The 24,488-nt window shown below is 56.8% G+C and carries 20 protein-coding genes and 1 pseudogene; 12 read left to right on the top strand and 9 right to left on the bottom strand.

Annotation, left to right across the window (positions count from 1 at the left end; translation table 11 throughout):
* Positions 1-30: 30 nt before the first annotated feature.
* Positions 31-3,530 (top strand): annotated as a pseudogene (gene dnaE, locus AC0V61_RS16100) (DNA polymerase III subunit alpha).
* Between the two features lie 96 nt (positions 3,531-3,626).
* On the opposite strand, the gene AC0V61_RS16095 reads toward dnaE, so the two are convergent.
* Complete coding sequence (locus AC0V61_RS16095) at positions 3,627-4,739, bottom strand: OmpA family protein (RefSeq protein ID WP_486159208.1); 1,113 nt, start codon at positions 4,737-4,739, stop codon at positions 3,627-3,629.
* 375 nt (positions 4,740-5,114) lie between these two features.
* Between AC0V61_RS16095 and AC0V61_RS16090 the strand changes: the two genes are divergently transcribed.
* Genes AC0V61_RS16090 through AC0V61_RS16080 form a run of 3 tightly spaced genes read left to right on the top strand, consistent with a single transcriptional unit; the run spans position 5,115 to position 7,675 of the window.
* Entirely contained in the window at positions 5,115-6,725 is a 1,611-nt protein-coding gene (locus AC0V61_RS16090; protein WP_486159206.1) for a long-chain fatty acid--CoA ligase, read from the top strand.
* A 2-nt stretch (positions 6,726-6,727) separates the two neighbouring features.
* Positions 6,728-7,189, top strand: coding sequence for a DUF411 domain-containing protein (locus tag AC0V61_RS16085; protein ID WP_486159204.1), 462 nt, complete (start codon positions 6,728-6,730; stop codon positions 7,187-7,189).
* Positions 7,190-7,234: 45 nt separating this feature from the next.
* Positions 7,235-7,675: a DUF1330 domain-containing protein gene (locus AC0V61_RS16080; protein WP_486159202.1), complete on the top strand. Its 441-nt coding sequence runs from the start codon at positions 7,235-7,237 to the stop codon at positions 7,673-7,675.
* 572 nt (positions 7,676-8,247) lie between these two features.
* Here the strand turns inward: AC0V61_RS16080 and AC0V61_RS16075 are convergent.
* The 4 genes from AC0V61_RS16075 to AC0V61_RS16060 all read right to left on the bottom strand — a co-directional run bounded on the left by AC0V61_RS16075 (position 8,248) and on the right by AC0V61_RS16060 (position 13,139).
* Complete coding sequence (locus AC0V61_RS16075) at positions 8,248-9,357, bottom strand: PA0069 family radical SAM protein (protein WP_486159200.1); 1,110 nt, start codon at positions 9,355-9,357, stop codon at positions 8,248-8,250.
* Positions 9,358-10,009: 652 nt separating this feature from the next.
* A complete protein-coding gene (gene moaB / locus AC0V61_RS16070; protein ID WP_486159198.1) occupies positions 10,010-10,540 on the bottom strand; it encodes a molybdenum cofactor biosynthesis protein B in 531 nt (176 codons plus the stop codon).
* Between the two features lie 14 nt (positions 10,541-10,554).
* On the bottom strand, positions 10,555-12,330 hold the full coding sequence (locus tag AC0V61_RS16065) for a lytic transglycosylase domain-containing protein (RefSeq protein ID WP_486159196.1): 1,776 nt from the start codon (positions 12,328-12,330) through the stop codon (positions 10,555-10,557).
* Between the two features lie 8 nt (positions 12,331-12,338).
* On the bottom strand, positions 12,339-13,139 hold the full coding sequence (locus AC0V61_RS16060; RefSeq protein WP_486159194.1) for a uracil-DNA glycosylase family protein: 801 nt from the start codon (positions 13,137-13,139) through the stop codon (positions 12,339-12,341).
* Between the two features lie 104 nt (positions 13,140-13,243).
* Between AC0V61_RS16060 and AC0V61_RS16055 the strand changes: the two genes are divergently transcribed.
* From AC0V61_RS16055 to AC0V61_RS16020, 8 genes are read left to right on the top strand one after another with little or no spacing between them, the layout of a single operon-like run.
* On the top strand, positions 13,244-14,890 hold the full coding sequence (locus tag AC0V61_RS16055) for an electron transfer flavoprotein-ubiquinone oxidoreductase (RefSeq protein WP_486159192.1): 1,647 nt from the start codon (positions 13,244-13,246) through the stop codon (positions 14,888-14,890).
* Between the two features lie 8 nt (positions 14,891-14,898).
* The gene (locus AC0V61_RS16050; protein WP_486159190.1) at positions 14,899-15,321 is read left to right on the top strand and encodes a DMP19 family protein; all 423 of its coding nucleotides are present in this window, start codon (positions 14,899-14,901) and stop codon (positions 15,319-15,321) included.
* 7 nt (positions 15,322-15,328) lie between these two features.
* Positions 15,329-16,135 carry a 4-(cytidine 5'-diphospho)-2-C-methyl-D-erythritol kinase gene (locus AC0V61_RS16045; RefSeq protein ID WP_486159188.1) on the top strand — a complete coding sequence of 269 codons (807 nt, stop codon included), beginning with the start codon at positions 15,329-15,331 and terminating at the stop codon, positions 16,133-16,135.
* A 2-nt stretch (positions 16,136-16,137) separates the two neighbouring features.
* The gene (locus AC0V61_RS16040; RefSeq protein WP_486159186.1) at positions 16,138-16,848 is read left to right on the top strand and encodes an N-formylglutamate amidohydrolase; all 711 of its coding nucleotides are present in this window, start codon (positions 16,138-16,140) and stop codon (positions 16,846-16,848) included.
* Positions 16,849-16,890: 42 nt separating this feature from the next.
* Positions 16,891-18,606, top strand: a complete 1,716-nt coding sequence (gene ilvD, locus AC0V61_RS16035) for a dihydroxy-acid dehydratase (protein WP_486159184.1) — start codon at positions 16,891-16,893, stop codon at positions 18,604-18,606.
* Positions 18,587-18,943, top strand: a complete 357-nt coding sequence (locus tag AC0V61_RS16030) for a hypothetical protein (RefSeq protein ID WP_486159182.1) — start codon at positions 18,587-18,589, stop codon at positions 18,941-18,943. Before ilvD ends, AC0V61_RS16030 begins: the two co-directional genes overlap by 20 nt.
* Before the next feature lie 11 nt (positions 18,944-18,954).
* Positions 18,955-20,358 carry an NAD(P)H-hydrate dehydratase gene (locus AC0V61_RS16025; protein ID WP_486159180.1) on the top strand — a complete coding sequence of 468 codons (1,404 nt, stop codon included), beginning with the start codon at positions 18,955-18,957 and terminating at the stop codon, positions 20,356-20,358.
* The gene (locus AC0V61_RS16020) at positions 20,355-21,563 is read left to right on the top strand and encodes a class I SAM-dependent RNA methyltransferase (RefSeq protein WP_486159179.1); all 1,209 of its coding nucleotides are present in this window, start codon (positions 20,355-20,357) and stop codon (positions 21,561-21,563) included. Before AC0V61_RS16025 ends, AC0V61_RS16020 begins: the two co-directional genes overlap by 4 nt.
* A 6-nt stretch (positions 21,564-21,569) precedes the next feature.
* On the opposite strand, the gene AC0V61_RS16015 is transcribed toward AC0V61_RS16020, so the two are convergent.
* The 4 genes from AC0V61_RS16015 to AC0V61_RS16000 are packed head-to-tail and all read right to left on the bottom strand — an operon-like array spanning position 21,570 to position 24,484.
* The gene (locus AC0V61_RS16015) at positions 21,570-22,358 is read right to left on the bottom strand and encodes a hydrolase 1, exosortase A system-associated (protein ID WP_486159178.1); all 789 of its coding nucleotides are present in this window, start codon (positions 22,356-22,358) and stop codon (positions 21,570-21,572) included.
* On the bottom strand, positions 22,355-23,038 hold the full coding sequence (locus tag AC0V61_RS16010; protein ID WP_486159176.1) for an alpha/beta hydrolase family protein: 684 nt from the start codon (positions 23,036-23,038) through the stop codon (positions 22,355-22,357). The genes AC0V61_RS16015 and AC0V61_RS16010 overlap by 4 nt, the downstream gene beginning before the upstream one ends.
* Before the next feature lie 27 nt (positions 23,039-23,065).
* Positions 23,066-23,386 (bottom strand): acyl carrier protein, encoded by a 321-nt coding sequence (locus AC0V61_RS16005; RefSeq protein WP_486159174.1) that lies wholly within the window; start codon positions 23,384-23,386, stop codon positions 23,066-23,068.
* Positions 23,387-23,428: 42 nt separating this feature from the next.
* Positions 23,429-24,484: a GNAT family N-acetyltransferase gene (locus AC0V61_RS16000; protein ID WP_486159172.1), complete on the bottom strand. Its 1,056-nt coding sequence runs from the start codon at positions 24,482-24,484 to the stop codon at positions 23,429-23,431.
* Between the last annotated feature and the right edge of the window lie 4 nt (positions 24,485-24,488).

Genomic DNA, 24,488 nt, shown 5'->3' with positions numbered 1-24,488 from the left:
TGGTGCGCGGTGAGGCGTACCTTCAATGTCATGCTCTTCGCTCCATTTGTCCCTTTACGCGTGCTCTCATCATACTCGATGCTCGAAGGGGCGATTGATCCCAAGGCCATCGCGAAACTTGCCAAAGAGCGAGAGTATCCCGCCATCTCCATTTGTGACCGCAATGGCCTTTACGGAGCGGTCATGTTTGCAGGCGCTTGCAAGAGTGAGGGCATTCAGCCGATTATTGGCACGCTTTTGGGCGTTGCACGGGAAGGATCTGATGGACGCCTCGTCGATTACCTGCCGCTGCTTGCCAAGGACGAGGCGGGGTATGACAATCTGTGTCATCTGGTTTCCGCGGCGCACCTCGACCGGCCTTTGGAGCTTGAGCCGCATGTTCAGATGTCTGAGCTGGAGGGGCATTCGGACGGGCTGATTGCTTTGACAGGTGCAGGCGAGGGGGCTCTAACCCGCCTTCTGGCCGAGGGGCAGAATGATGCGGCGCGCGAGTTGGTGGAAAAGCTTGAGATGCTGTTCCCAAATCGCCTTTATATCGAGCTTGCGCGCCACGGCGATCCCGTGTGCGAACGCGCGGAAGAGCCGCTTCTCGATATGGCCTATGCGCGAAACCTACCGTTGGTTGCCACCAATCCTTCGAACTTTGCAGAACCGCATATGCACAAGGCGCATGACGCCATGCTGTGCATTGCAAATTCAACCTACGTTGAGAATGAAGACCGCCCGCGCACCAACCAAGAGGCATATGTCAAAACGGCGCATATGATGCGCGACTTGTTTATCGATCTGCCTGAGGCAATTTCGAACACCCTCGTCATAGCTCAGCGCTGTGCCTATGCGCCGCCATACCGCGATCCTATTTTGCCGAGCCTTGCTGGCGACTTGGAAGGCGAGGCCAAGATGCTCGCGGACCTGTCCAAAGCGGGGCTCGAAGATCGACTTTCTTCCTATGAGGACCTCTCAGATGAAGACCGCGCGGTCTATTTTGAACGGCTCGATTACGAGATTGGCATCATCGTCAATATGGGGTTCCCGGGCTACTTTTTGATCGTTGCTGACTTTATCCAATGGGCCAAGGATCAGGGCATTCCGGTGGGACCGGGGCGTGGTTCTGGTGCAGGCTCGATTGTGGCATGGGCGCTGACGATTACCGATTTGGACCCGATCCAATTGGGCTTGCTGTTTGAGCGGTTCTTGAATCCGGAACGTGTGTCCATGCCCGATTTCGATATCGATTTCTGCGAGACACGGCGCGGCGAAGTCATCCGCTATGTCCAAGAGAAATACGGCGCCGATCACGTCGCGCAGATCATCACTTTTGGTAAGATGAAAGCGCGCGCGGTGCTGCGCGATTGCGGGCGGATTTTGCAGATGAGCTATGGTCAGGTGGACCGTTTGTGCAAAATGGTCCCCAATCATCCGACCGATCCTTGGACACTGCCGCGTGCGCTCAATGGTGCGGCTGATTTTAAGCAAGAGTACGACAATGACAATGAGGTGAAGCGCCTCGTTGATTTGGCCTTGCAGCTGGAGGGGCTGCCACGAAACAGCTCAACCCACGCCGCCGGCGTCGTGATCGGCGACAGGCCTTTGGCGCAGTTGGTGCCACTATACCGCGACCCGCGTTCCGATATGCCGGTGACGCAATATGACATGAAGAATGTCGAGAGCTCTGGGCTGGTCAAGTTCGACTTCTTGGGGCTCAAGACGCTGTCTGTGCTGCGCAAAGCTGTCGATCTTCTGGCAGAGCGAGGCATCGACATTGATCTCGGCGCGCTGCCCCTGGACGACACAGGTGTCTATGACCTCATGCAGTCGGGTAACACCGTGGGCGTGTTCCAGCTGGAATCGGAAGGCATGCGGCGGACGCTGAAAGCGGTGAAGCCGTCGAATTTTGGCGATATCATCGCGCTGGTCTCGCTCTATCGTCCGGGGCCTATGGACAACATTCCGCTGTTTGGACAGCGTAAAGCGGGCGAGGTTCCGATTGAATATCCGCACGCAAAGCTCGAGGGTATTCTCAAAGAAACCTACGGCATTTTCGTCTATCAGGAACAGGTGATGCAGGCCGCCCAAATTCTTGCCGGTTATTCGCTGGGTGATGCGGATCTCTTGCGCCGGGCCATGGGTAAAAAGGTCCAGGCAGAGATGGACATACAGCGCGGCACCTTTGTCGAAGGCTGTAAGAAAGTCTCTGATATCGAAGCGAAGCAAGCCAATGAGCTCTTCGATTTGATCGACAAATTCGCAGGCTATGGTTTCAACAAATCACACGCGGCTGCTTACGCGCTTCTCGCTTTCCAGACCGCATGGCTCAAAGCGCATTATCCGGAGGAGTTTTTCGCCGCCTCTATGTGCTTCGACATGCACCAATCGGACAAGCTCAGCATTTTCGTCGATGACGCGCGGCGCTATCCGGTGGAGCGTGAAGGGGGAGCAGGTGTCGAAGTCCTCGCCCCCGATGTGAACTACTCGCAGGCGAAATACACAACCGAGCAAACCGATCATGGTTATGCCGTGCGGTACGCGCTCGCCGGCATCCGCAACGTCGGCGAAAAAGCGATGGATGCCATCGTTGCCGAGCGCGAGGCGAATGGGAAATTTGAAAGCCTCAAGGACTTCTTCGAGCGTATTCCCCAAGGCTCGATGAACCGGCGCCAGTTGGAGGGTCTCATTTGTGCAGGCGCCTTGGACGGGCTTCACCCCAATCGAGGCGAGTTGTTTGCTAATGCCGACCTGCTGCTTGCCACAGCAGAAGCCGCCGCGCGCGAGCGGTCGAGCGGGCAGGGGGTCTTTTTGGCGGCGACAATGCCCCCCAAGACGACTTACGCCTGCAAGTCACAGAGCCATGGCCTCGCATCGAACAAATGGCAAAGGAGCGTGAAAACTTCGGCTTCTATTTCTCTGCGCACCCCGTGCAGCAATATCGCGAAGCTGCCAATGCGCATGGTGCGCGAACCTACCAAAGCTTGATGGACGGCGGCGCACCTGCCGGTGGTCGCTCAACTGCGATGATCGCGGCGATGGTTGAAAGCGCAAGCAAAGGGCGAACAAAGCGTGGCGCCGAATTCATAAGGGCAGATTTCTCCGATAGCTCAGGCCAGTTTTCCAGCGCATGCTTTGAGGAATCGCTTGTGGAGAAATTCCCAGAGTGGGCAGCTAGCGGTGAGTGCGTGCTTTTGACCGTTGAACTCGACAGCCCCAACCCTGGCGAGCCGCCGCGGTTGACCGTTCGCGGAGCAAGACCATTGGCTGCGGTTTCCGGCTCGATCCCTATGATACTTAAGGCCGATGTTCACAGCCTTGATGCCATCCCCGAGCTAAAGCTTGAACTGGGCACATCACCGGCTGCGCAAGGCGAAGTTCTCTTGCGTCTCGTGCTCAGCGATGACGAGGACGCGCATATAAGGCTTGGTACAAATTTTGTTCTGGGCGGAGATTTGGCAGAGCGTCTGGCGGAGGTTGATGGCGTTTCTAACGTATCGCTCACCCCAGCGCGGGGCAGAGCAAATCTCAAACTGGTGGCGTAAAACGCTATTCTCGATTGCTCATGACTAAAAAATGGGGCCGGGAGTTCATTCTCCCGGCCCCATTTTGTTTTTTGTTTCAGCTAAGAAGCTGGAAATCTACATGCCCGAGCCTGGGCCATAGGTGACTTCAACGCGGCGGTTTTGCAGTTCGCGCACGCCGTCTTCGGTTGGGACACGGTTCTGCGTTTCACCAAAGGCTTGTGATGAGATGCGGCCCATCGGAATGCCTTTGCCGGCGAGATATTGCGTCACGCTGGCGTTACGGCGTCCGGCCAAAGCTTCGTTGTAAGAATTGCTGCCCGACCTGTCAGTGTGACCTGCCAGCATCACGGCAGCGGTTCCGCAGTTGGAGTATGCCGTGACTGCATTGTCCAAAATCCTTGCCGCGTCCGACGTGATCACAGATTCGTCAAAGTCAAAGAACACGATGTACGGCCCGGTGTTGCACGGCGGTGGTGGCGGCGGAGGTGGTGGTGGTGCTGCAACCGGTGGTGGTGGTGGCGGCGGAGCCGGACGAGCCGGTGGTGGTGGGGGTGGCGGAGGTGTTGGCGCACCAAAGTTGTAAAGCAGGCTCGCCAGGATTGAGTGCGATTCATAACTCGCTTCAAGTTCAGTCACGTTGCGTGCAGTGATGTTCACATCATCGCGCACAAAGTAACGGTACTTTAGACCAAGATCGATGTTATCATTCACGGCAAAGCGCGCACCCGCGAGCGCCTGATAAGCAAGGCCGGTGTCGCCATCGCTAATCGGAACGCCGATGGTATTGTTACCAGCCTGGACCTCAACATGAGCGATCCCTGCACCGCCGCCAGCAAAGACGGTAATGCCATCGTCACTGCCGAATTCGAGAATACCGTTGATCATCGCTGCGAAAACGTCAGCTGCGCCGATGTCCGCGTCGACTGCGCCAACGGGCAGACCGGTGTTGTTGATGAAGCCAGGCGTGATTGCCTCCAATCCATCGACATCGCTTTTGCGATAGCTAAGATCAGCCTCAACACGCAGAGGGCCAAAATCGTAACCGGCAACGGCGCCAATTTCAAAGCCGCCTTCGCGGTCAACACGAGCCGCGCGATCTTCCTCAGCGGGAGACTCGAGATCCATGTCGATGTCGGTGCCAAGCACATATCCGCCTTCGATACCGATGTAAGGCTGGCCCTCACGAGCCTGTGCAGGAACAGCGGCAATTGCTGCAGCTCCAGCCAATAAAAATAACTTCTTAGTCACAATTTTCCTTTCGTCTAAGTCGCAAAAGCCAATATTGCCGTCCCGCGATACTGACAAGCGAGTGTCGGTCCGAAATGCATACAAATGGAAACTCCGCAAGGTTCCGAAAGAAATTCGAACGCAGCGCGATTTTTCATCCCGGTATGGTAGGAATAGCCTCTTTTTGAGTGAAAATTAGGGGCTGTGGCGATTTTTGATTACGGTGCGCCCGATTAACGGGACGAACCGTGTGCGCACACTCTTTTGAGCTCCCTTAAGATCATAATTGCCAAGGGTGCGCACAAGCGCCATGATCCTGTGCGAAGAGATGCCCTGGCAAAGGGCCGGTGACACCTGAAGGGAGAGAAAACTACCATGCCCACGCAAACACTTGGCGCTATGCAGGATTGGTCGATGCGGATCACGCACGTGATTGATGCAGCGTCCCGCGAATCTGGTGGACGTGAAATCGTGACGCGCTGGGCCGATGGCAGCGAGACGCGCACTGATTGGGCGGGCATTCGCGCCGATGCTTTAAAGATGGCGCAGGCACTGGAGGCTCTTGGTATTAAGCCCGGTGAACGCGTGGCTAGCCTTGCCATGAACCATTCGCGCCATCTGGTCAGCTGGTACGGCGTTGCTGGCATGGGCGGTGTGCTTCACACTGTGAACCCGCGCCTGTTCGAAGATCAGCTGGAATATATTGTGACGCACGCCGAAGACCGGGTGCTCCTTTATGATGCCGCTTTCCAGCCGATCGTTGACAAGATGAAAGACCGCTGGACCACGGTGGAACACTACATCTGCTTTGATTCCGGGGAAAATGCGCAATCATTTGAGGACTGGATCGGCGCGCAAGATGGCGAATATGAGTGGTTCCAAGGCGACGAGCGCGACCCCTGCATGATCTGCTACACCAGCGGCACGACGGGGAACCCCAAGGGCGTTCAGTATGAGCACCGCTCAACCATCATGCACGCGATGGCTGGCTTGCAACCGGCGGCTTTTAATTTCTCTGGCTCGTCAGTCATGCTGCCGGTGGTGCCCATGTTCCATGCGGCTTCGTGGGGGTTGCCCTATGCAGGCGCGATGGCAGGGATCAAGTTCGTGTTTTCAGCGGTCAATGACCCGGCAGTGTTGCACGAGCTGATGATCCGCGAAGGTGTGACCGATAGTGCAGGGGTGCCGACCGTCTGGCTCGCACACTTCCAATATTGTGACAAAGAAGGCATCGATCTGCCGCCCTTGAAAGCGGCCACTATCGGCGGTTCGGCCTGCCCGCGCTTTATGATCGAGCGGCTCATGAAAAACGGCACCCGCGTACAGCATGCTTGGGGCATGACGGAGACCTCTCCTATCGGCACCGTTGGCGGACCGACTTGGGATTGGGATCAGCTTTCGTTCGACGAAAAGGTCGACAAGACCGCGATGCAGGGGCGCCCGATTTTTGGTGTTGAGCTGCGTATTGTGGACCTCGACGATATGACCACTGAGCTGCCACGCGATGGAGAGGCGTCGGGTGCACTCCAAATTCGTGGGCCCTGGATCATTCGCCGCTATCTCAAAGCAGAGGCCGATGCGACCAACAACGATGGCTGGTTCGACACAGGCGATGTGGGCATCATTCACCCCGACGGCACGCTCCAACTGACCGACCGCACCAAGGACGTGATTAAGTCAGGGGGCGAGTGGATCAGCTCGGTTGAACTTGAGAACGCTGCCGTTGGTCACCCCGAAGTCGCCGAGGCGGCGTGTGTGGGCATGTACCACTCCAAATGGGATGAGCGGCCTGTGCTGTTCGTTGTTCGCAACGAAGGCTCCAGCGTCACTGGCGATGATATCATTGAGCACTTGAAGCCGCTCATCGCCAAATGGTGGCTGCCTGATGCGGTCGAGTTCGTGGACGATATCCCGCACACGGCAACCGGCAAAATCTCGAAGAAGGACCTTCGCGAGCGGTTCTCGGACTACAAGCTGGAGGGGTGAACATGAGACGCGCGCATTCCTGCTTTGCCGCCGTGATGGCGCCTCTTGCTCTGCTTGCCTGTACATCCTCTGCCGCAGCGAGCGTGATCGACGTGGCAAAGACTGCGTGGTGCGGATGCTGCGCGGTTTGGGTGGAACGGATGGAAGCGGCGGGCTTCAACATGCAGGTGCGTAATGTCGATGATCTTAATCCGGTTGCCGATGCCGCTGGGGTGCCTCGCAACTTGCGCGGGTGTCACACTGCCATGGTCGAGGGTTACGTGATTGAGGGCCATGTGCCCGCTGAAGACATCAAGCGCCTGCTTGCCGAGCGCCCCGATGCGGTCGGGCTCAGTGTTCCCGGAATGCCGATCGGTTCTCCCGGCATGGAGCAGGGTAGCCGCGTGGACCGCTATCAAGTGGTGCTGATCATGCGCAATGGCCGCCACCGTGTCTGGGCAACCCATGGACCCGCTGCCTCGTAGCCACGCGGCCAAAGCATCAGAATACAAAAAACAGGGATACAAAATATGGCCAAAGCCTATATCGACCCAAGTCCGGCCAATTTTCAGGCGTTCAAAGACCTACCACGTGACGAACCGATCCATATGCTCAACCTGCTGCGATATCGCGAGCTGGCTGAGTATCCGGAAGGCCATGAGCACCACGGCAATGGCTGGACCGGCAGGCGCGCTTATGAGGAATATGGCACGACGTCTGGTCCGATCTTCGCAGGCGTAGGCGGCAAAGTCGTTTGGCGCGGGGCGTTTCAGACTATGGTCACAGGACCAGAGCCCGATGACAAAGTCTGGCACGATGGCTTCGTGGCTGAGTACCCCAATTCAGGCGCGTTCTTTGCGATGATCAAGGATGCGGACTATCAGCTTGCGGTGGTAAACCGGACGGCAGCGCTGATGGATAGCCGCTTGATGCGGTTTAAGCCGGGCGAGGCTGGCGGGGGCTTTGGGTGAGACGCCTCACAAACTGACCTGAGTTTGTCGCAAAAAAATCAGTGGGAAAAAGTAGGCCTTTGTCGCTAGCAACGCTGGTTTACGGGGTTTCTCTGATTTCTAGAGCCGCGATTTGCATTTGCGATTTTCCTACATTTTTGTCACCTAGTGTCAGGAGGGAGCGACACTGCCGTACACAGGTCGTATGAATAGACCGCAGCTGGCTAGCATGGCTGTGTGCTCCCCACGCTCCTAGTTTGGACCCAAGACCGCTCTGACCACCAGATGATGAATCAGAAGCTGAATCGGGTCAACGGACTATTAACCATGATATTGCATCGAGCTCGAGTTCAAGCACATGCTGCAGTGCAGCGACGCGCGGTGAAAGCTTGAGTCGTTAGTTGCGCAACCCCCAAATCGAATCTGTGAAGAAAAATTTGGTGATTGAATCATGTGAATCAATCTTTGAAATTATTGAGACTTTTCGTGCGTGTATGAGCACGGTCGCGCTCATTTTAACAAGCAGCCGATCCAAACGAATCGGGAGCATTGATCCACAAGTCCCGGTTTTTTCGGTTCGAGAAAGCACCTCTTCACAACAGCCGCATCTGCCCGCCCACTTCCGGTGCGCGAAACCCCTCACAATCCAGCTCAAACTTAGGCGCGGTCTTCCCGTGTCCCACACCGCTGCGTTTACACGCCAAGGCGAACCGCGCACGGAACATGTCGGCCCAAACCCCTTGCGGCTTCATCCGGGTGAAGAAATTGGGGTCATTGTCTTTGCCGCCACGTATCTCGCGCACAATCCGCATCACCTTGCTCGCGCGGTCAGGATAGTGAACCGCTAACCACTCGCGAAACAGCGGGGCGACCTCGTGCGGGAGGCGTAGGGGTATCCAATTGGCGCTCTTAACACCAACTTCGCCAACACGCGCGATGATCTCTTCCATGAATTCATCAGTGATCGCGGGGATGATGGGGGAAACCGAGCAGTGAACGGGTACACCAGCCTCAGCAAGTTTTCCGAGAGCAGCAATCCGTTTGACAGGGGCTGTACAGCGCGGCTCCAATTTGCCCGAAAGCACCGGGTCAAGCGAGGTCACCGAGATCGCCACCGCGACGAGGTTGCGCTGCGCCATCTTCTTCAACAGATCAATATCGCGCAAGACCCGGTCAGACTTTGTCGTGATCGTCACCGGATGGCGGGCATCAAGGCACGCCTCCAATATTCCGCGCGTGATCTGATAGCGTTTCTCGATGGGCTGATAGGGATCAGTGTTGGTGCCAAGCGCAATGGGCGCTGGTTTGTACCCTCGTTTGGCCAGCGTCTTGCGCAAAAGCTCAGCCGCCTCTGGTTTGGCAAACAGCTGCGTTTCAAAATCCAAGCCCGGCGACAAATCGTGATAGGCGTGGGTAGGGCGCGCAAAGCAATACACACAGCCATGCTCGCATCCTCGATAGGCGTTGATCGAGCGGTCAAACGGCACATCAGGCGATGAGTTGAACGAAAGGATCGTCTTTGGGCGCTCTTGCGTCACCTGAGTGCGTAATTTCACCGGCGGCGCATCATGCGCGCCAAGGCTTTCCACATAGTCGCGCCAGTCGCCGTCGGTCTCCCGCGAGGCGAGGCCAAAACGGGTGGGGACCTTGGCAGAGGCGGCGCCTCGACCCTTGTGATAATCGGGGTGTTGTGAGCTTCTCATCGAATGAGAACATATAAGGAACGAGGGTCGTTTGTGAAGGATTATTGCGACATGACCCTTGCAAAATCACCGCCTATTCAGCGCGGCAACGAAGTGAGGTGGCCTCGTAGTAGCTTTCGTCAAAGCAGTTTGTAAGCGAGCGAAGTGCGATGGCCCATCGCTCAGACGCAGGAGAGCTCATCTGGGTGAGTGATTGGATCGCACGCTCAATAGACGGGGTGTCTTTCTCAAAAAAGCTCTCACCCCGGTCACATAATGATTCCACTCTGCCGCCCCCGGATCGCTGCCGTCTGCGTTTCTCAGAGCCTTTGGCAGAAGAGACAGCGCACCTTCGCGGTCGCCCATAAATCCAAGCGTCTGAGCCATATGAAAATGGCCCACACCGCGCTCTCTTTGCGATTGAAAACCTGGTCCATGTTGAATCCAATCCTGATAAGCATTGAACGCTTCTGGATAACACTGTGCGTTTACCAGTTCGCGAAAGCTTCCCGGTTCTCCGCCGCGCTGATCAAAGTCGGCCCAATCAAGCTGGTGTGCATCCACTCTTTGTTCATGCGAGACAAGGCAGGCCTTGTTTACAGTAGCAACATCGGCAGGCGGCGCGCACGCCGTTAGAAAGAAGGTTATCGCGCAGAGCGCTGGCAAACGCACATCAATCCTCGGTCAGGCGTGGCATTAACTCGACAAAATTGCAGGGCCGATTGCGGCTGTCGAGTTGTTCGTCAAGGATGCCGTCCCACCCGTCCTTGACCGCTCCATTGGAGCCGGGGAGGGCGAAGAGATAGGTGCCGCGCGCGACTATGGCACAGGCTCTGGATTGGACGGTGCTGGTGCCGATGGTCTTGTAGGAGAGCCAACGGAACAGCTCGCCAAAACCGGGGATGTCGCGTGCACTTTCGATGCGGGTGAAGGCTTCGGGGGTTACATCGCGGCCCGTCAGGCCAGTTCCTCCGGTTGAGATAACCGCGTCAATATCGGGATCATCGATCCATGCATCAAATTGCGCGGCGAGGACTTCGGCGTCGTCTTTGACGATGGTGCGGGAGGCCAGATTGTGACCTTTGTCCGTCACACGCTTCGCAAGGATATCACCCGATGTATCGGTCTCAGGCGTTCGTGTGTCGGAGACTGTCAGGACGGCGATATTGATGGGTTTGAAGGTCCGCGTTTCGTCAATCGCCACTGTGGTCTTTCCCGTTACTGCTGATACTCGATGTAGGCAGACCGGGTTCTAGCGGGAAGCGGGAAGGTAGGCCACTGTCCTTGTGAAAGGGCACGGCGAGAGGGCGAGGGGACGCCAGCGGCGCGCTCATACATCCAGTAATTGCGCATCACGATGGCGACATATCCGCGCGTCTCCCAATAGGGAATCGATTCCATCCATAGAAGCGGGTCGCCCTGATCGTTAATCTCGGTGTTCCAGCGGCTGACCGGGGTGAGGCCTGCGTTATAGGCGGCCATGATCTTGGGCAGAAGGCCCCCCGTCGCGCCGCTGTCACGCAGCATTTCAAGGTGTTGCTGACCATAAGCAAGGTTCACCTCCGGCTTGTTTAGATCCGCATAACTCGCCCCGAGGTTCAACCGGCGATTATGGTCGCGCGCGGTGCCCGGCATAATCTGCATCAGGCCGCGTGCATTGGCAGGAGACACGGCTCCTGCGCGAAAATTGCTTTCCTGAAGCGCGTGCGCGAAGGCAAGCGATGGGTCTACTCGCCAGCCGGTGGCAGGTTGCCAATTGGCCACCGGATAACGCAAGGAACGCTCAGCACGCATGCCCCGAGGCGCGTAATTGGACATAAATAGCTGCGTTGAAGGTAGCCCCAGTTCACGCGCCAATTTGGCAACCGCGTAGTAATCTTGAGCCCGACCAATGCGCGCTTCGTGACGAAGCACCTCGTCTGCCAGACCGGGCCGGCCAATCTCTACCAGCGCCTTTGCGATGCGGATGTTAGCGCGATCAGAAACGGAGCTCCACTCAGCGCTTGAGAGCTGTTGCACGGGCGCGGCGGACGGCAGTTCAATCCCAAGCTGATCGACGGCAAGGAGACCATACAGTGTCTCGTCATAACGCGCTGCGCTTTCGAGGTGAGCTTGCGCAGCGCCCGGCTCGCGGCACCGGACTAATGAGCGGTGCGCCCAATAGTGCGCCGCCGAGGTCAGTTCGGCATTGGTGGAACGATCCGCTGCACGGGCAAAGCTGTCTGCGGCCACTTGGCAATACCCAAGCCGCCACGCTGCAAGTCCTGCAACCCATTCGCCTTCAGCAACCCATGCGCCCGATCCGTGCGAGACGGTTTGCGCGAGCGCGAGAGCGTTCTGATCATCGTTCTCGATATAGAAGCTCCACGCGACGCGTTGGCGCCATTCTGCGCGCGAGGCTGAGCTCAAATATGGATCAGCTTGCTCAAGTACGCTGTACGCGCCCATCGGGTCATCATTGCGGATCGCGTCAAGGATCGCGGATTTATTGGCGGAAGTGAGCGTGCCATCTTTGACCGTGCGGGGGCGCGTGCGCTTTGTTATTCCGGGTTGGCGGGCAAGATCGATGGTCCGCGGGAAGGCTGGGAGCCATTCAAGCCCCCGCCGTGTGCCCAAACGTCCGAGTTGTTCGGATTGAGGCAGATGCACGCCATCACGAAACCACTCTGATATTTGCTCAGCGGAAACCTTGGGGCTCTTGGAGTGAGTGTAGAATTCGGCGACCGCAATCTGATGCAGCACGCTATCGGTGTAATTGCCAAGCAGCGCGCGAACATCATCCCACTTCTGAGCATCGATACTTGCGAAAACCTGCTGGTAGTGGCGACGCTCGCCCGCACTCAGCTGCGCAGGGACAGAGCTGCTCTGCCGCTCATATTGCGCGACCAAGTTGCCATTTTGCGCCGCAGCGCCAGATGACATCACAACAGGCGATATGATGACGGCGGACACTAACCCAAGACCGGTCAAAGCTTTGCGCATTGATTTAAACACTATCCCGTTCAATGTCTTTCTTGGGCCGACCATTCGATCCATCTCCGCCAGAACTTAGCCTTCAGACGGGGCATCGCCATCATGGCGTCCAGTCCTTCAGTCGCGAACAGCGGTATAGGTGTGCTTGTTTGGTTGATTTCTTGTAAAAGCGAGAGGTCATTCGTTAATCCGTGGCCCAAAAGCGGCGGGATGCCTGCACCGAAAGCCAAGACCCTCTGCGGGGAAACAAGGTTAACGTGAAACTGCGTGATTTCGTCCATTCCGGATGCAGCAATATGTGCTGTATCCGCCATTGGGGTGTGGCGGGGCAGCGCAGAGGCGACATAGACCGAATCGGGGTCGACACCCATAGCAATGAGTATGTTGTTCAATAGCTTGCCCTGGGGCCCATTTAGGAGCGTATCGCGGTCGGCTTGTTCTGGATCAATAACAAGCACCATAAGGTTCGCTCCTTGAGGGCCGCGCGGTGCTATTCGGCCACGTGGGCCAATCGCGTCCAGACCCGGAGCCGACAGCCACCACTCGCGAAACTCCTCAAGAGTTTGTGGAGGATTCGGGCCGAGTAGGTCCTTGCGCTCAATCGCCTTGGAAGATTTCTCATCCTGCGCTCTATCCCGCGCGGGCCTGCCGCCTTGTGGGCCGCTCTGCATTTTCTGAGCCGAGTTTTGCTGATCGGGTTTTGCCGTTGGCGCTGTTTCACCAAGCCAATCCGTAGCGTCATCGCTAAAGTCACTGTCGACACCAGCCAACTGCCACCAATCCAAGGCAGCCTGCAATTCGTATGCTAAAGCGGGGTTTGACGTGTCCATAGTGTTCAATGCCCCCCTTGACTGTGACCGCGCTGCTTAGCAAGTGCAGGTCTACACATAATATGCGAGTATGCTCGCAAGACTAATAATTGGGATAAGAGCCGATGAGCGAACGCGAATCAATGCCATGCGACGTCGTGATTGTGGGTGGCGGGCCAGCTGGCCTTTCCGCTGCAATCCGTTTGAAGCAGTTGAATGAAGAACTCGAAGTCGTAGTCCTTGAAAAAGGGTCCGAAATCGGGGCGCATATTCTGTCTGGTGCGGTGGTCGATCCCAAAGCGCTCACCGAACTTTTCCCCGACTGGCGCGATATGGACTGCCCAATGGCGGAAACGCCGGTTACCGATAACTGGCACTGGTCTCTTACCAAGAACGGCAAGATGTCCCTCCCGCATATCGTGATGCCGCCGCTGATGAGCAATAAAGGCTGCTATACCGGCTCACTTGGTAATATGACCCGCTGGCTTGGTGAACAGGCCGAAGCGCTTGGCGTGATGGTCTTCCCGGGCTTCCCAGCGTCAGGCGTCATGTATGACGACAATGGCGCGGTCAAAGGCGTCGTGACGCAAGACATGGGCATTGCTGAAGATGGCAGCCACAAGCCTGATTATCAGCCGGGCATGGAGATTGAGGCAAAATACACCCTGTTCGCAGAAGGCGCACGCGGGAGCCTCACAAAAGGCATCAAAGCCAAATACGACCTAGAGGCCAATTGTGAGCCGCAGGTTTACGGGCTTGGTATCAAAGAGCTCTGGGACATTGATCCCAAGAAACACGTTCCAGGCCGTGTGATCCACACCCAAGGCTGGCCGCTTAGCGAGAGCCAGACATGGGGCGGGGGCTTTTTCTACCATCAAGCGAACAATCAAGTCGCCATCGGCTTTGTGACCGCGCTGGATTACAAGAACCCTTGGGTTTCGCCGTATCAAGAATTCCAACGCTGGAAGCAGCACCCGGCAATCCGCGAATATCTGGAAGGGGGCACCCGTGTCGCTTACGGCGCGCGCGTCATCAACGAAGGCGGCTGGCAATCGGTGCCAAAGCTTGCATTCCCAGGCGGCGCGTTGATCGGCTGTGCGGCTGGTTTCGTAAACGTACCGCGCATTAAGGGCTCTCACACCGCTATGAAGAGCGGCATGCTGTGCGCCGAGGCGATTGTCGCGGAAATCGAAGGCCATGAGAGCCAGCCAGAGCTTCAAGGCTATGAGCCTGCGGTTCGTTCAAGCTGGATCGCGGATGAGCTTAAGAAGGTTCAGAACGCAGAACCTGCCGTTGCCAAATTCGGCGAGGACATTGGTTCCATCGTGGCGGGTGTTGATATGTGGATGCGCACGCTCAAGATCGGCCTGCCGATCGCGATGAAGCACCACGCTGACTACACTCAAACGGGCCGCGCTGACCTTTACCCGAAAATCGAGTACCCCAAGCCCGACGGCGAGATCAGCTTCGACCGCCTGACCAATGTGGCGTATTCCTTCACCAACCACGCGGAGGACCAACCGGTTCACTTGCAGGTGGGTGATCTCGATCTGCAAAAGGCGAGTGAATACGACGTCTTTGGCGGGCCTTCGTCGCGCTATTGCCCGGCGGGCGTTTATGAGTGGATTGAGGAAGAGGGCAGAGAACCGCGCTTCCAAATCAACTCGCAAAACTGCGTCCACTGCAAGACGTGTGATATCAAAGACCCCAACCAGAACATCAACTGGGTAACGCCCGAAGGGGCGGGTGGGCCTAACTATCCGAATATGTGATTGCCTCGTTGGTTGATTCCAAAACTCAGGCTTGGAACAACTTTGTTCTGAAATGTGATCCCGATAATTGTGATGTTGGGACGGAGTGGCGTGCCGCGTCGCTTGCAGCGGAGTTCATGGGATTGACCAACAATGGAGGGTTCAACAGCTATCTGACAGCCTCAAGTGACCGAGATGCGAAGGAAGTCCTCGCGTCGCTTCGGTTAGTCGGAGCAACCAAGGCTGCCGCGCGGTTATCTCTGATCCTTGACGGCCTAGGAGTCGAACTTCCAGTTATGTCACAAGATGAAAGATGGGATATCTTGGATGCACAATGGAACGATGATTTAGACGAACTCGATTTCCTCGATGGCGAGCAAGATTCCGAATTGTTGTCCGTGCTAGAGGCGCATGTTGAGCAAAACATGGCCCATTATCTCGCGCGCGGTTGATTGAAACATGCAAGAAACCGCCTACGCCAAAATCAATCTTGCGCTGCACGTCCGGCGTAGGCGCGAGGATGGATATCATCAGCTTGAGACGCTGTTCGCCTTTGTGGACGCTGGCGACACGCTGAGCGCCGCACCCGCAGTGGAAGACCGCGTGATCACCGTGGGTGAATTTGCGAAGGGTATCGATAACCCGTTCGACAATTTGGTGGCTAAAGCACTTTCCGTCCTGCCGCGTGCAGAGGGCTTGGAAGTCACCCTCGAAAAGAACCTCCCTGTCGCCGCAGGGCTGGGTGGCGGCTCTGCTGATGCAGGCGCGGTCTTTCGGCTGGTAGAGCGCCTCCACGGCCTTCCCGACGACTGGCAGAGCCGCGCAGCAAAGCTTGGCGCAGATGTGCCTTCTTGTGTGCGCAGCGAAACCGCGATTGGGCGTGGCACCGGCACCGAGTTGGAGCCGCTTGAGGACGATATGAGGGGCACACCGGTGCTCTTGGTGAACCCTCGCATTCCGCTTTCAACGGGCCCCGTGTTCAAGGCATGGAACGGCATAGATGAAGGTCCGCTCCCAGAAGGATCGGCGAAGGACATCGCTATGTTTGGCCGTAATTCGCTCGAGAACCCGGCTTGCGATATTGTTCTGCCGATCTGCGACGTGCTGGAGCAATTGACCGCGACTGATGCGATCCTTGCGCGTATGTCGGGCTCTGGCGCGACCTGCTTTGCGCTCTTCGCGAGTGAAGAAGCGCGCGATGAAGCGGCAAAGGCAATCACTCGCAAGCGTCCCGAATGGTGGCAAATGGCTGGAAAGCTGCGGTGAACATGCCCTACCGCCAAATCGGAGAGCCCACAAAAGGCGGGATCGTCTGCGTCTCCGACCATGCCTCCGCGCGGGTCCCCGAAGGTATTGACCTCGGCATCGACGAGGCGCTCATGCGCGAACACATTGCGGTCGATATTGGCGTTCAAGGCATTGCCGAAGAGATGGCGGCCCACCACGGCATTCCGGCGCATCTCGCCACAGTCAGCCGCCTTGTGATCGATCTCCACCGGGAAGAGGATCACGCGCACGTTGTCCCAAAGAAGAGCGACGGCCACACGATCCACGGCAACATCGGCTGCGATGTCGAGGCGCGTCTTAACGGCATTTACCGACCCTATCACGAAGCGATGGCAAAGTGGTTGGACGAGCGCGCCCCCGACCTCATCATCTCGCTGCACAGCTTCACGCCAAAGCTTGCCACCAGCGATGAACCGCGCCCGTGGGAAATAGCGTTCCTCTGCAACCAAGACGACCGCGCCGCGCGCCTCGCTATCCAGTTCTTTCGCGAAGTAGGCTTCACTGTCGGCGACAATGAGCCCTATTCAGGCCGCCAATTGAATGCGACGATGAACCGCCATGCCGAGCCCTTCGGCAGACCATATCTTGCGACAGAGATCCGGCAGGACCTCATTGCGACACCCAAGGGGCAAAAACACTGGGCTCAGTTGCTTGCCAAAGTCGCGTCAAGGGTTGCACAAGAGCTTGCCTAAGGGCACAGGCCGTGTCGCAATTCCAGCTCTAAGAGTAACAATATGTCTTTCGACAAATCCAAACTTCCCTCGCGCCACGTTTCCGTAGGTCCTGAGCGCGCACCGCACCGCTCGTATTACTACGCCATGGGCATGACCGAGGAAGAGATTGCGCAGCCATTCGTGGCGGTCGCAAGCGCAGGCAATGACAGCGCGCCTTGCAACACCACCCTGAACGCGCAGGCTGATATCTGCCGCGAAGGTGTAATTACGAACGGAGGGACCCCGCGCCGGTTCAACACGATCACAGTGACCGATGGCATCGCGATGGGACACCAAGGCATGAAGAGTTCGCTTATTAGCCGCGAGGTGATTGCAGACAGCGTCGAAGTGTCCGTGCGCGGGCACTGCTATGACGCGCTGGTTGGCTTTGCAGGCTGCGACAAAAGCTTGCCCGGTATGATGATGTCGATGCTGCGCCTCAATGTGCCCTCGATCTTCGTCTATGGCGGCTCGATCCTACCTGGCACCCACAAGGGTGAGGATGTGACTGTTGTCGACGTGTTCGAGGCCGTGGGACAGCACGCCGCTGGCAATTGCCCGCTTCAGGAGCTTATCGCGCTCGAGAAGGTTGCTTGTCCCGGCCACGGCGCTTGCGGTGGTCAGTTCACAGCAAACACCATGGCGTGTGTGGGCGAGGCTATCGGATTATCCCTGCCAAACAGCAATATGGCGCCTGCTCCTTTCAGATCACGCGAAGAGATTGCGCGCGCTGCTGGCGCTCAGGTGATGGAGCTTTTGAAGATTAACCTGCGCCCACGCGATATCTGCACAAAGGAAGCTTTTGAGAACGCCGCGCGCGTTGTCGCGGCAACCGGCGGCTCCACCAATGCCGCGCTTCACTTGCCAGCTATGGCGAGCGAGGCGGGGATTGATTTTGACCTGTTCGATGTAGCCGAGATATTCAAATCAACGCCTTACATCGCTGACCTCAAGCCTGGTGGTAAGTATGTCGCCAAGGATATGCATGAGGCGGGCGGTATCTACATGGGCATGAAAACGCTGCTCGAAGGCGGCTTCCTCGATCCCAACCCGATCACGGTGACGGGTAAGACCCTGGGTGAGAACATCGAAGAGATCACCTGGAACCCCGATCAAAAGGTCTTCTACGACGTCGCTAAGCCAATCACGCCAACGGGCGGTGTTGTCGGCCTTAAAGGCTCGCTCGCGCCTGATGGAGCCATAGTGAAAGTCGCTGGCATGGAGCGATTGCAATTCACTGGAACCGCGCGCGTTTTCGATTGCGAGGAAGATGCTTTCTCCGCAGTTGAGAAACGCGACATTGAAGAGGGCAGCGTGATCATCATCCGCTACGAAGGGCCCAAAGGCGGCCCCGGAATGCGCGAAATGCTCTCCACCACCGCTGCGCTATACGGTCAGGGTATGGGCGAGAAAGTTGCGCTTATCACCGATGGTCGTTTCTCAGGTGCGACCCGCGGTTTCTGCATCGGTCACGTGGGCCCAGAGGCAGCCGATTGCGGACCAATCGCATTGGTCGAGGACGGCGACACCATCTCCATCGATGCGGAAGCTGGCACTATTGATCTTGAGGTTGATGAAGCAACGCTCGCCAAACGCAAAGAGGCATGGCAGCCGCGCAGCAATGACTATCAATCCGGCGCCCTTTGGCGCTATGCTCAAAACGTGGGGCCAGCACGTGATGGTGCTCTTACCCATCCTGGAGCGAAGGCAGAGACCCATGTATTTGCGGATATTTAGCAGCGTTGTTTTAGTCGGGCTCTTAACGGCTTGCGAAGCGGCACAATCGCCTGAGCCTGAGGGTGACACTCTTGAATGTGCGATTGGCGGGGCGGCTGATTTGGCGAGTGACTGCACGCTTGAATGGATGGGTGAAGCGGGAGCAGGGGACTTCCTGATCCATCATCCCGATGGCGGATTTCGGCGTTTTTCTGTGAGCGAAGATGCAAGCAGCATCATTCTCAATGACGGTGCAGAAGAGCTTGAGATGATTGAACCATCACAAGGCGGCTTTTGGCAGTTCTCGGTGGCTGGCGACCGCTACAAGATGCCTGTGCCACCCGCTTCAGGAGCCTGAAGACAAGGCCGGTGACCGCGTTCTCCAATCTCAACCAAATTCTGACCGCGCAGCAAATGCGTGAGGCTGAACAGCGCTTGTTTGATGCCGGTATGCCCGAATTCGACCTGATGAAGGTGGCCGCAAGCCGAGCAGCGGAATGGATCAGGCGTCTTGCCGCAGGGCGTAGCGTGACAGTGCTTTGTGGTCCTGGGAACAATGGCGGTGATGGCTATGTTATTGCGCATTGCCTCCAGAAGTTTGGCCTGAGCGTCAATGTGATAGCGCCAGAACCTCCGAAAACACCATCAGCCAAAAAAGCGCTCGGCCTGTGGGGAGGGGAGGTCCTGACGTCAGGGGGCAAAACCCAAGGTGATGTCTTTGTCGATTGCCTTTTTGGCTCTGGGCTGTCGCGACCTTTGTCTGGCGCGCATGTGCTTCTCTTGCGTGATCTCGCTGAACGCCACGGGTTTGCGATAGCTCTTGATCTTCCGAGCGGCATTGCCAGTGACAGCGGGGAAATGCTCAATGAAAAACTGCCGCAATTTGACGTGACGCTCGCTTTAGGGGCCTGGAAGTTCGCCCATTTCTCGCTCCCCGGCCGCGTGAACATGGGGGTCCAGCGTCTTGTGCGCATTGGGATTGGCGGGGTTGAAGGTGGTGCGCAAGTGCTTGCGAGACCCCATGTATGCGCGCCTGCAAACGACGCTCATAAGTACACCCGCGGCCTGGGATTGGTAGTTGAGGGCGAAATGCCGGGCGCGGCGCGGTTGGCTGCTGAGGCAGCGATGCGGGCAGGGGCGGGGTATATCAAGCTTGCCGCTTGCGCACCGGTACATGCTGGAGACCCAAGTTTAGTCCAAGAAACGGGCGATCTCGATAGCGTATTGCGAGACAAGCGATTGGACGCTGTTTTGATTGGGCCGGGGCTGGGACGTTGCGAAAATGCTCTGGGGCGCTTGAGGTCTGCACTTTCAGCTGAAAAGCCGGTGGTGGCCGATGCAGATGCCCTTCATTTGCTGACGCCGGCAATGGTATCCGACACCGCCGCTGTCATCGCCACGCCGCACGACGGAGAGCTTGAGGCAATGTGTCGGAACTTTTCTATCGTGACAAAGGGACGCCGCACCAAAGCTCAAACGCTAGCCAGAGCGGCCAATATGGTGGTGATTGCCAAAGGGCCGGACACTGTGATCGCTGCGCCCGATGGCCGCCTTTGCATCGCCAGACCGGCTCCATCGTGGCTATCGGTTGCAGGAAGTGGGGATGTCCTCTCCGGAATAGCGCTCAGCCGATTGGCCGGCGGTGCAGATCCGTTTGAAGCAGCATGCGAGGCTGTCTGGCTCCACGGTGAGGCCGCGCAGATTTGCGGTTGTGCATTTACTCCGCTCGAATTGGCTAAAGCTGTTTCTTCAGCTTTGGAGACGTGTTTGTGAGCAAAGCTCAAGAGATCGTGCGCATTGCGGCAAAGGGTGACGGTGTTGCTGAAGATGGCTCGCATCACGGACTAACCGCTCCTGGTGACCGGGTCGAATCCAATGGAGCGATTACGCACGGACCTCACCACGTGACGCCGGTCTGCGAGCATTTTGGCAAGTGTGGCGGCTGTCAGTTGCAGCATTGCGATGATGAGGTGCTCGCGCGATTTGTGCGCGAGCGTGTCGTTAACGCTGCGAAAGGCCAAGGGCTGGTGATTGGCGATCTGCATAAAGAGCACTTATCACCGCCTGCATCCAGACGCCGTGCAGGGCTTCACGCGCTTAATGTGCAAGGACGCGCGATTATCGGCTACCGTGAGGCGGGCACACACAGGTTGGTTGATTTGAAGCATTGCCCGGTTCTTGCCCCTGAGCTGGCCGCGCTCATAAAACCGTTGCGGCGCTTGGTGGCGAGCCATGGTCCCAAAGGGAATGTGGATTTGGCGTTGACCCAGTGTGATCAAGGGGTGGATCTAGGTCTTGCGCATTTCCCGATAGAAGGATTGGATGCGACCGAGGCGCTTCTTGAGTTTGCAAAGAATTATGACCTTGCCCGCGTCACAGTGGATCAAGGATTGGGGCCTGAGACCGTTTGGGAGCCTGAACCTGTGACCGTTACAATGTCAGGCCTTCCAATCGGCCTTCCGCCAGGTTCGTTTCTTCAGGCAACCACGGATGCCGAAGAGCGTATGATAGCAGATGCGGGCCAATGGCTTGGCGATGCGCGGGTTATGGCAGATTTGTTTTCCGGTCTTGGAACTTTTGCATTTGCTCTTGCCAAAAAGCGGGTGGAAGGGCGCAAGGTTCTCGCTGTCGAAGCAGAACGAGCATCGCATCTTGCTTGTAAATCAGCAAGCGGTCGAACCGGGGGTAAGGTGATCGCGCTGCACCGCGATCTTTTTCGCAATCCATTGCAATCAACAGAGTTAAGCCGGTTTGACGCTGTGCTGCTCGATCCACCACGAGCGGGTGCGAAGGCTCAAGTGGCTGATATTGCAGCGAGCGATTTATCAAAAGTGCTGTATGTTAGCTGTAATCCGTCGAGTTGGGCGAGGGATGGGGCCCTTCTTGCTCAAGCGGGTTTCAAGCTTAAACACTTACGTCCTGTGGGCCAGTTCCGTTGGTCAACACATGTAGAATTAGTAAGCCTGTTTGAGCGCTAAGTCAGTTTAACTTCGCAAGGCGGACAAGACTTGGGCTTCCAGCCATTCGCGGTGTGCAGGCTCGACATAGGCATGGCTTGCTCCAACGCATCGCCTAATGCGAGGGTCTTTGGCGTCCCAACCGATCTCAAAAGCTTTCGCAGTTCGGTCTGCGTTGGCGAGCAGTATGTGAACGCTCCCACCAAAGGCTTCGAGGCCCCTTTGCATATCTTGTGAAAGTGTACTTGGACTAGGATCTGGACGCATAGCTTTCGCGATACCCTGACCCAATTTTCGCAAGTTCACGCCGCCTTTAAGGAGCCTTGCAATTTCGCGCGGATCCTTGAGTTTCGCGGCGTACCGGGCACGCACGGCATCGGGGCTATGTTGTGGTTGACCCGTTTCCTCTGGTTCATCCGCAAATGTCCAGGGGTTCGACAAGATGAGCCCGTCAAATCCATCGCCTTGGGATAGCATTAACGCAGAAGCTGCATCACAATTCCCAAAGGCAAACACCCTCTCGACCTGGGGTGCCATAGCGTGGAACGCCTCTAACGCGGCGGCGATATCGCCAGAGCTTTTGCGAAAGCCTCGATTATCACCTTCGCTATCGCCTGTCCCCCTGCGATCAAATCGAAAGACGGGAAAGCCCTTCTTGGCGATCGAAGCTGCAAGGTGTGATTGTCCTGAGAATGCTCCGGAGCGAATTTCGCTGCCACCGTTAACGATTAGCAATCCTGTTACGCCTGGCGCAGTGTCCAATGACCCTGCAAGCATGAGGCCCCTGCAACCAAAGGAGAACTGCAGGCGGCTCATTGGGTGGATCCTTCGCCCGATGCAATAAGCGCTGCAAGCGCCTCGGACGCCTCGTTGTCCTCACCCGGTTCTGCGCGGAGCCATAATCCTGCGCCTGCGACATCCTTTTGTGAGACGATCCGCTGATAAGCCGGCTGACTTGGTTCGGCGGTTTCCAACTCGCGCAGCATTGAAGCTCCAATGGGCCAGCCTGCGAGCATGAGGCCTTCCTTTCGGCCTGTATCGAGCATCTGGTCATTGTTTTCTTCAAGTCCGGCTTCTTTTGAAGCAATTGATCGGGCCCGTAAAAGGCCGCGTAATATCTTCGGCCCTGAAACTGGCGCATATTGCCAGCCGGGAATTGTCGCGGGTGATAAAAGCGCTCCACCTCTGATCGTGAGGACGTGCGTAATTGAAAGCGCCTCTATCGCGCCAGCCACCGCCAAACGCCAACTGTGAAGTGTCTGATCTTCAAGAGGAACAAGGCTTTCGTTGCAACCTGGCAAGTCCGGCAAAAAGCAGTCTGCCCCATTTGCATCCAAAGCGCGCATCAATTGCACAGTAAAACGGCGCAATTTGTTGGCTTCGTCAAATAGGGCAGGCAGCACCAAGATGCGTTTCTCGCGACCCTTGTCGAAGGACACAAGCAACTCTTCAGAGACATTCTCGCCCTTAAGCGGAGCTCGCCAAGTCGCGATCATGCGCGCCTGGGTGCCCTCCACGGTGCGTTACTCCGCTTCTGCTTTTGTGTTCAGTTTCGTCACAGCGAAATCGAGCAACCCACCATATGTTTCAAGCATTTCGCCATCCACATCTTCGTCCTCAATCACGATCTCGAGACGGTCTTCAATCTCTGTGAGGAGGCCGGCAACGGCCATCGAATCCAGTTCGGGAAGGTGACCAAACAGCCCGCTGTCAGCATCAAGAGCGTCCGCCTGCTCAGCATCGATGCCCAACACATCTGAAATGATCGACTTTAACTCAGTATCGATCTTACCTGTGTCAGCCAAAGTATCAGTTTCAGCTGGTTGATCTGTTTCTTCGATCATGTGACCCAAATTCCCTCAGTTTGCACCAGAGCGAGGGGCCACTTAGCCTTGAGGAGGGGAAGGTGCAAGCGCTGGGGGATTTGGGTCGCTCAGGCGTCTTGCTGTGAGACGTGCAAGCTCAAGCCAAGCGCGCGGCGCTGCAAGATTAAGGCAATCGATACGATATCGTGGGCGCGTGGCCTCCATCCAATCCGATTTATAACTTTGTGTACCGGTGCCAAAGTCGACACTTTCGACGCCGTCCTCGTCAATCACATGTCGGAAGAGTTTGGCAGACAGCGTTGTGCCTGCTGAGAGTTTACTCGCTCCTTCGAGATGGGCGAGCTTGTGGATGTAGGCCTTGCCTCCTTCAACTGTCCAAAACTGCGCTGCGACCGCCTCTTCAGCTGTGTGCGCGAGTCCTAGGCGAAGTCGTCCTGCCTCGGACTCTTGTTGGGCAAATTTGCGCAGCATTTGGGGGTGATTTTCCTCCGGCTTCCAACTCGCACCATAGATGTGCTCGAATGCGTCCCAAGCTTCCTGATTGAACGTGGTGAGGACTTGTGTGTCGACCTTTTTCGCTTTTCTCTTGAGCGTAGTTCGCAAGCGTCCTGGGCGCGCGCTCCAATATTCATCGAACGTCCGTCCGGCGACATGTAAGACATGATTGGTGTCGCATTGAGTGACTTCTACCCGCCACCTTGCCTTTGAAAAAGCAGCGGCGAGACGCGTGGCTGATCCGTCTTCGTCAGGCACCGGTTCGAGCGTCACGCGATGAGAACGCGATTTCAGTTTGCGCGCAATCTCATGAAGCAACCGGTCTCCAGTCTCGCCACCTTGAACAAGCGCACGCCATGTGAAACTGTACCAATTGCGAAGAGAAGCGATCAGCCCATTGCGCTCGGTAAGCGCAAGGATTGCATGCTGCTTGTCCAAGGTCGCTGCCGCTATGAACGGCGCCAGACCGGACTCTTCTCTTAAGACCTCTTCTCTAAACGCCTCTTCTATCAAGGCATACCACTCAATCCGGTCAAATGGCGAGCGCATCTCTCCCGCCAAGCCATCTTCCAACAGCTCTTGCAAGTCGTTAACCGTGTCGTGATACCGCGTTTCGATCACTAAT

It is taken from the genome of Erythrobacter sp. JB1-4 (assembly GCF_057365025.1).
The sequence above is the reverse complement of the archived record's forward strand: the minus strand, read 5'-3'. Positions and strand labels throughout refer to the sequence as shown.

Coding starts and splice junctions, on each gene's coding strand:
- AC0V61_RS16090 (WP_486159206.1), top strand. CDS start 5,115: ATGCCCACGCAAACACTTGGCGCTATGCAGGATTGGTCGATGCGGATC.
- AC0V61_RS16085 (WP_486159204.1), top strand. CDS start 6,728: ATGAGACGCGCGCATTCCTGCTTTGCCGCCGTGATGGCGCCTCTTGCT.
- AC0V61_RS16080 (WP_486159202.1), top strand. CDS start 7,235: ATGGCCAAAGCCTATATCGACCCAAGTCCGGCCAATTTTCAGGCGTTC.
- AC0V61_RS16075 (WP_486159200.1), bottom strand. CDS start 9,357: ATGAGAAGCTCACAACACCCCGATTATCACAAGGGTCGAGGCGCCGCC.
- AC0V61_RS16060 (WP_486159194.1), bottom strand. CDS start 13,139: ATGGACACGTCAAACCCCGCTTTAGCATACGAATTGCAGGCTGCCTTG.
- AC0V61_RS16055 (WP_486159192.1), top strand. CDS start 13,244: ATGAGCGAACGCGAATCAATGCCATGCGACGTCGTGATTGTGGGTGGC.
- AC0V61_RS16045 (WP_486159188.1), top strand. CDS start 15,329: ATGCAAGAAACCGCCTACGCCAAAATCAATCTTGCGCTGCACGTCCGG.
- AC0V61_RS16040 (WP_486159186.1), top strand. CDS start 16,138: ATGCCCTACCGCCAAATCGGAGAGCCCACAAAAGGCGGGATCGTCTGC.
- ilvD (WP_486159184.1), top strand. CDS start 16,891: ATGTCTTTCGACAAATCCAAACTTCCCTCGCGCCACGTTTCCGTAGGT.
- AC0V61_RS16030 (WP_486159182.1), top strand. CDS start 18,587: ATGTATTTGCGGATATTTAGCAGCGTTGTTTTAGTCGGGCTCTTAACG.
- AC0V61_RS16015 (WP_486159178.1), bottom strand. CDS start 22,358: ATGAGCCGCCTGCAGTTCTCCTTTGGTTGCAGGGGCCTCATGCTTGCA.
- AC0V61_RS16010 (WP_486159176.1), bottom strand. CDS start 23,038: ATGATCGCGACTTGGCGAGCTCCGCTTAAGGGCGAGAATGTCTCTGAA.
- AC0V61_RS16005 (WP_486159174.1), bottom strand. CDS start 23,386: ATGATCGAAGAAACAGATCAACCAGCTGAAACTGATACTTTGGCTGAC.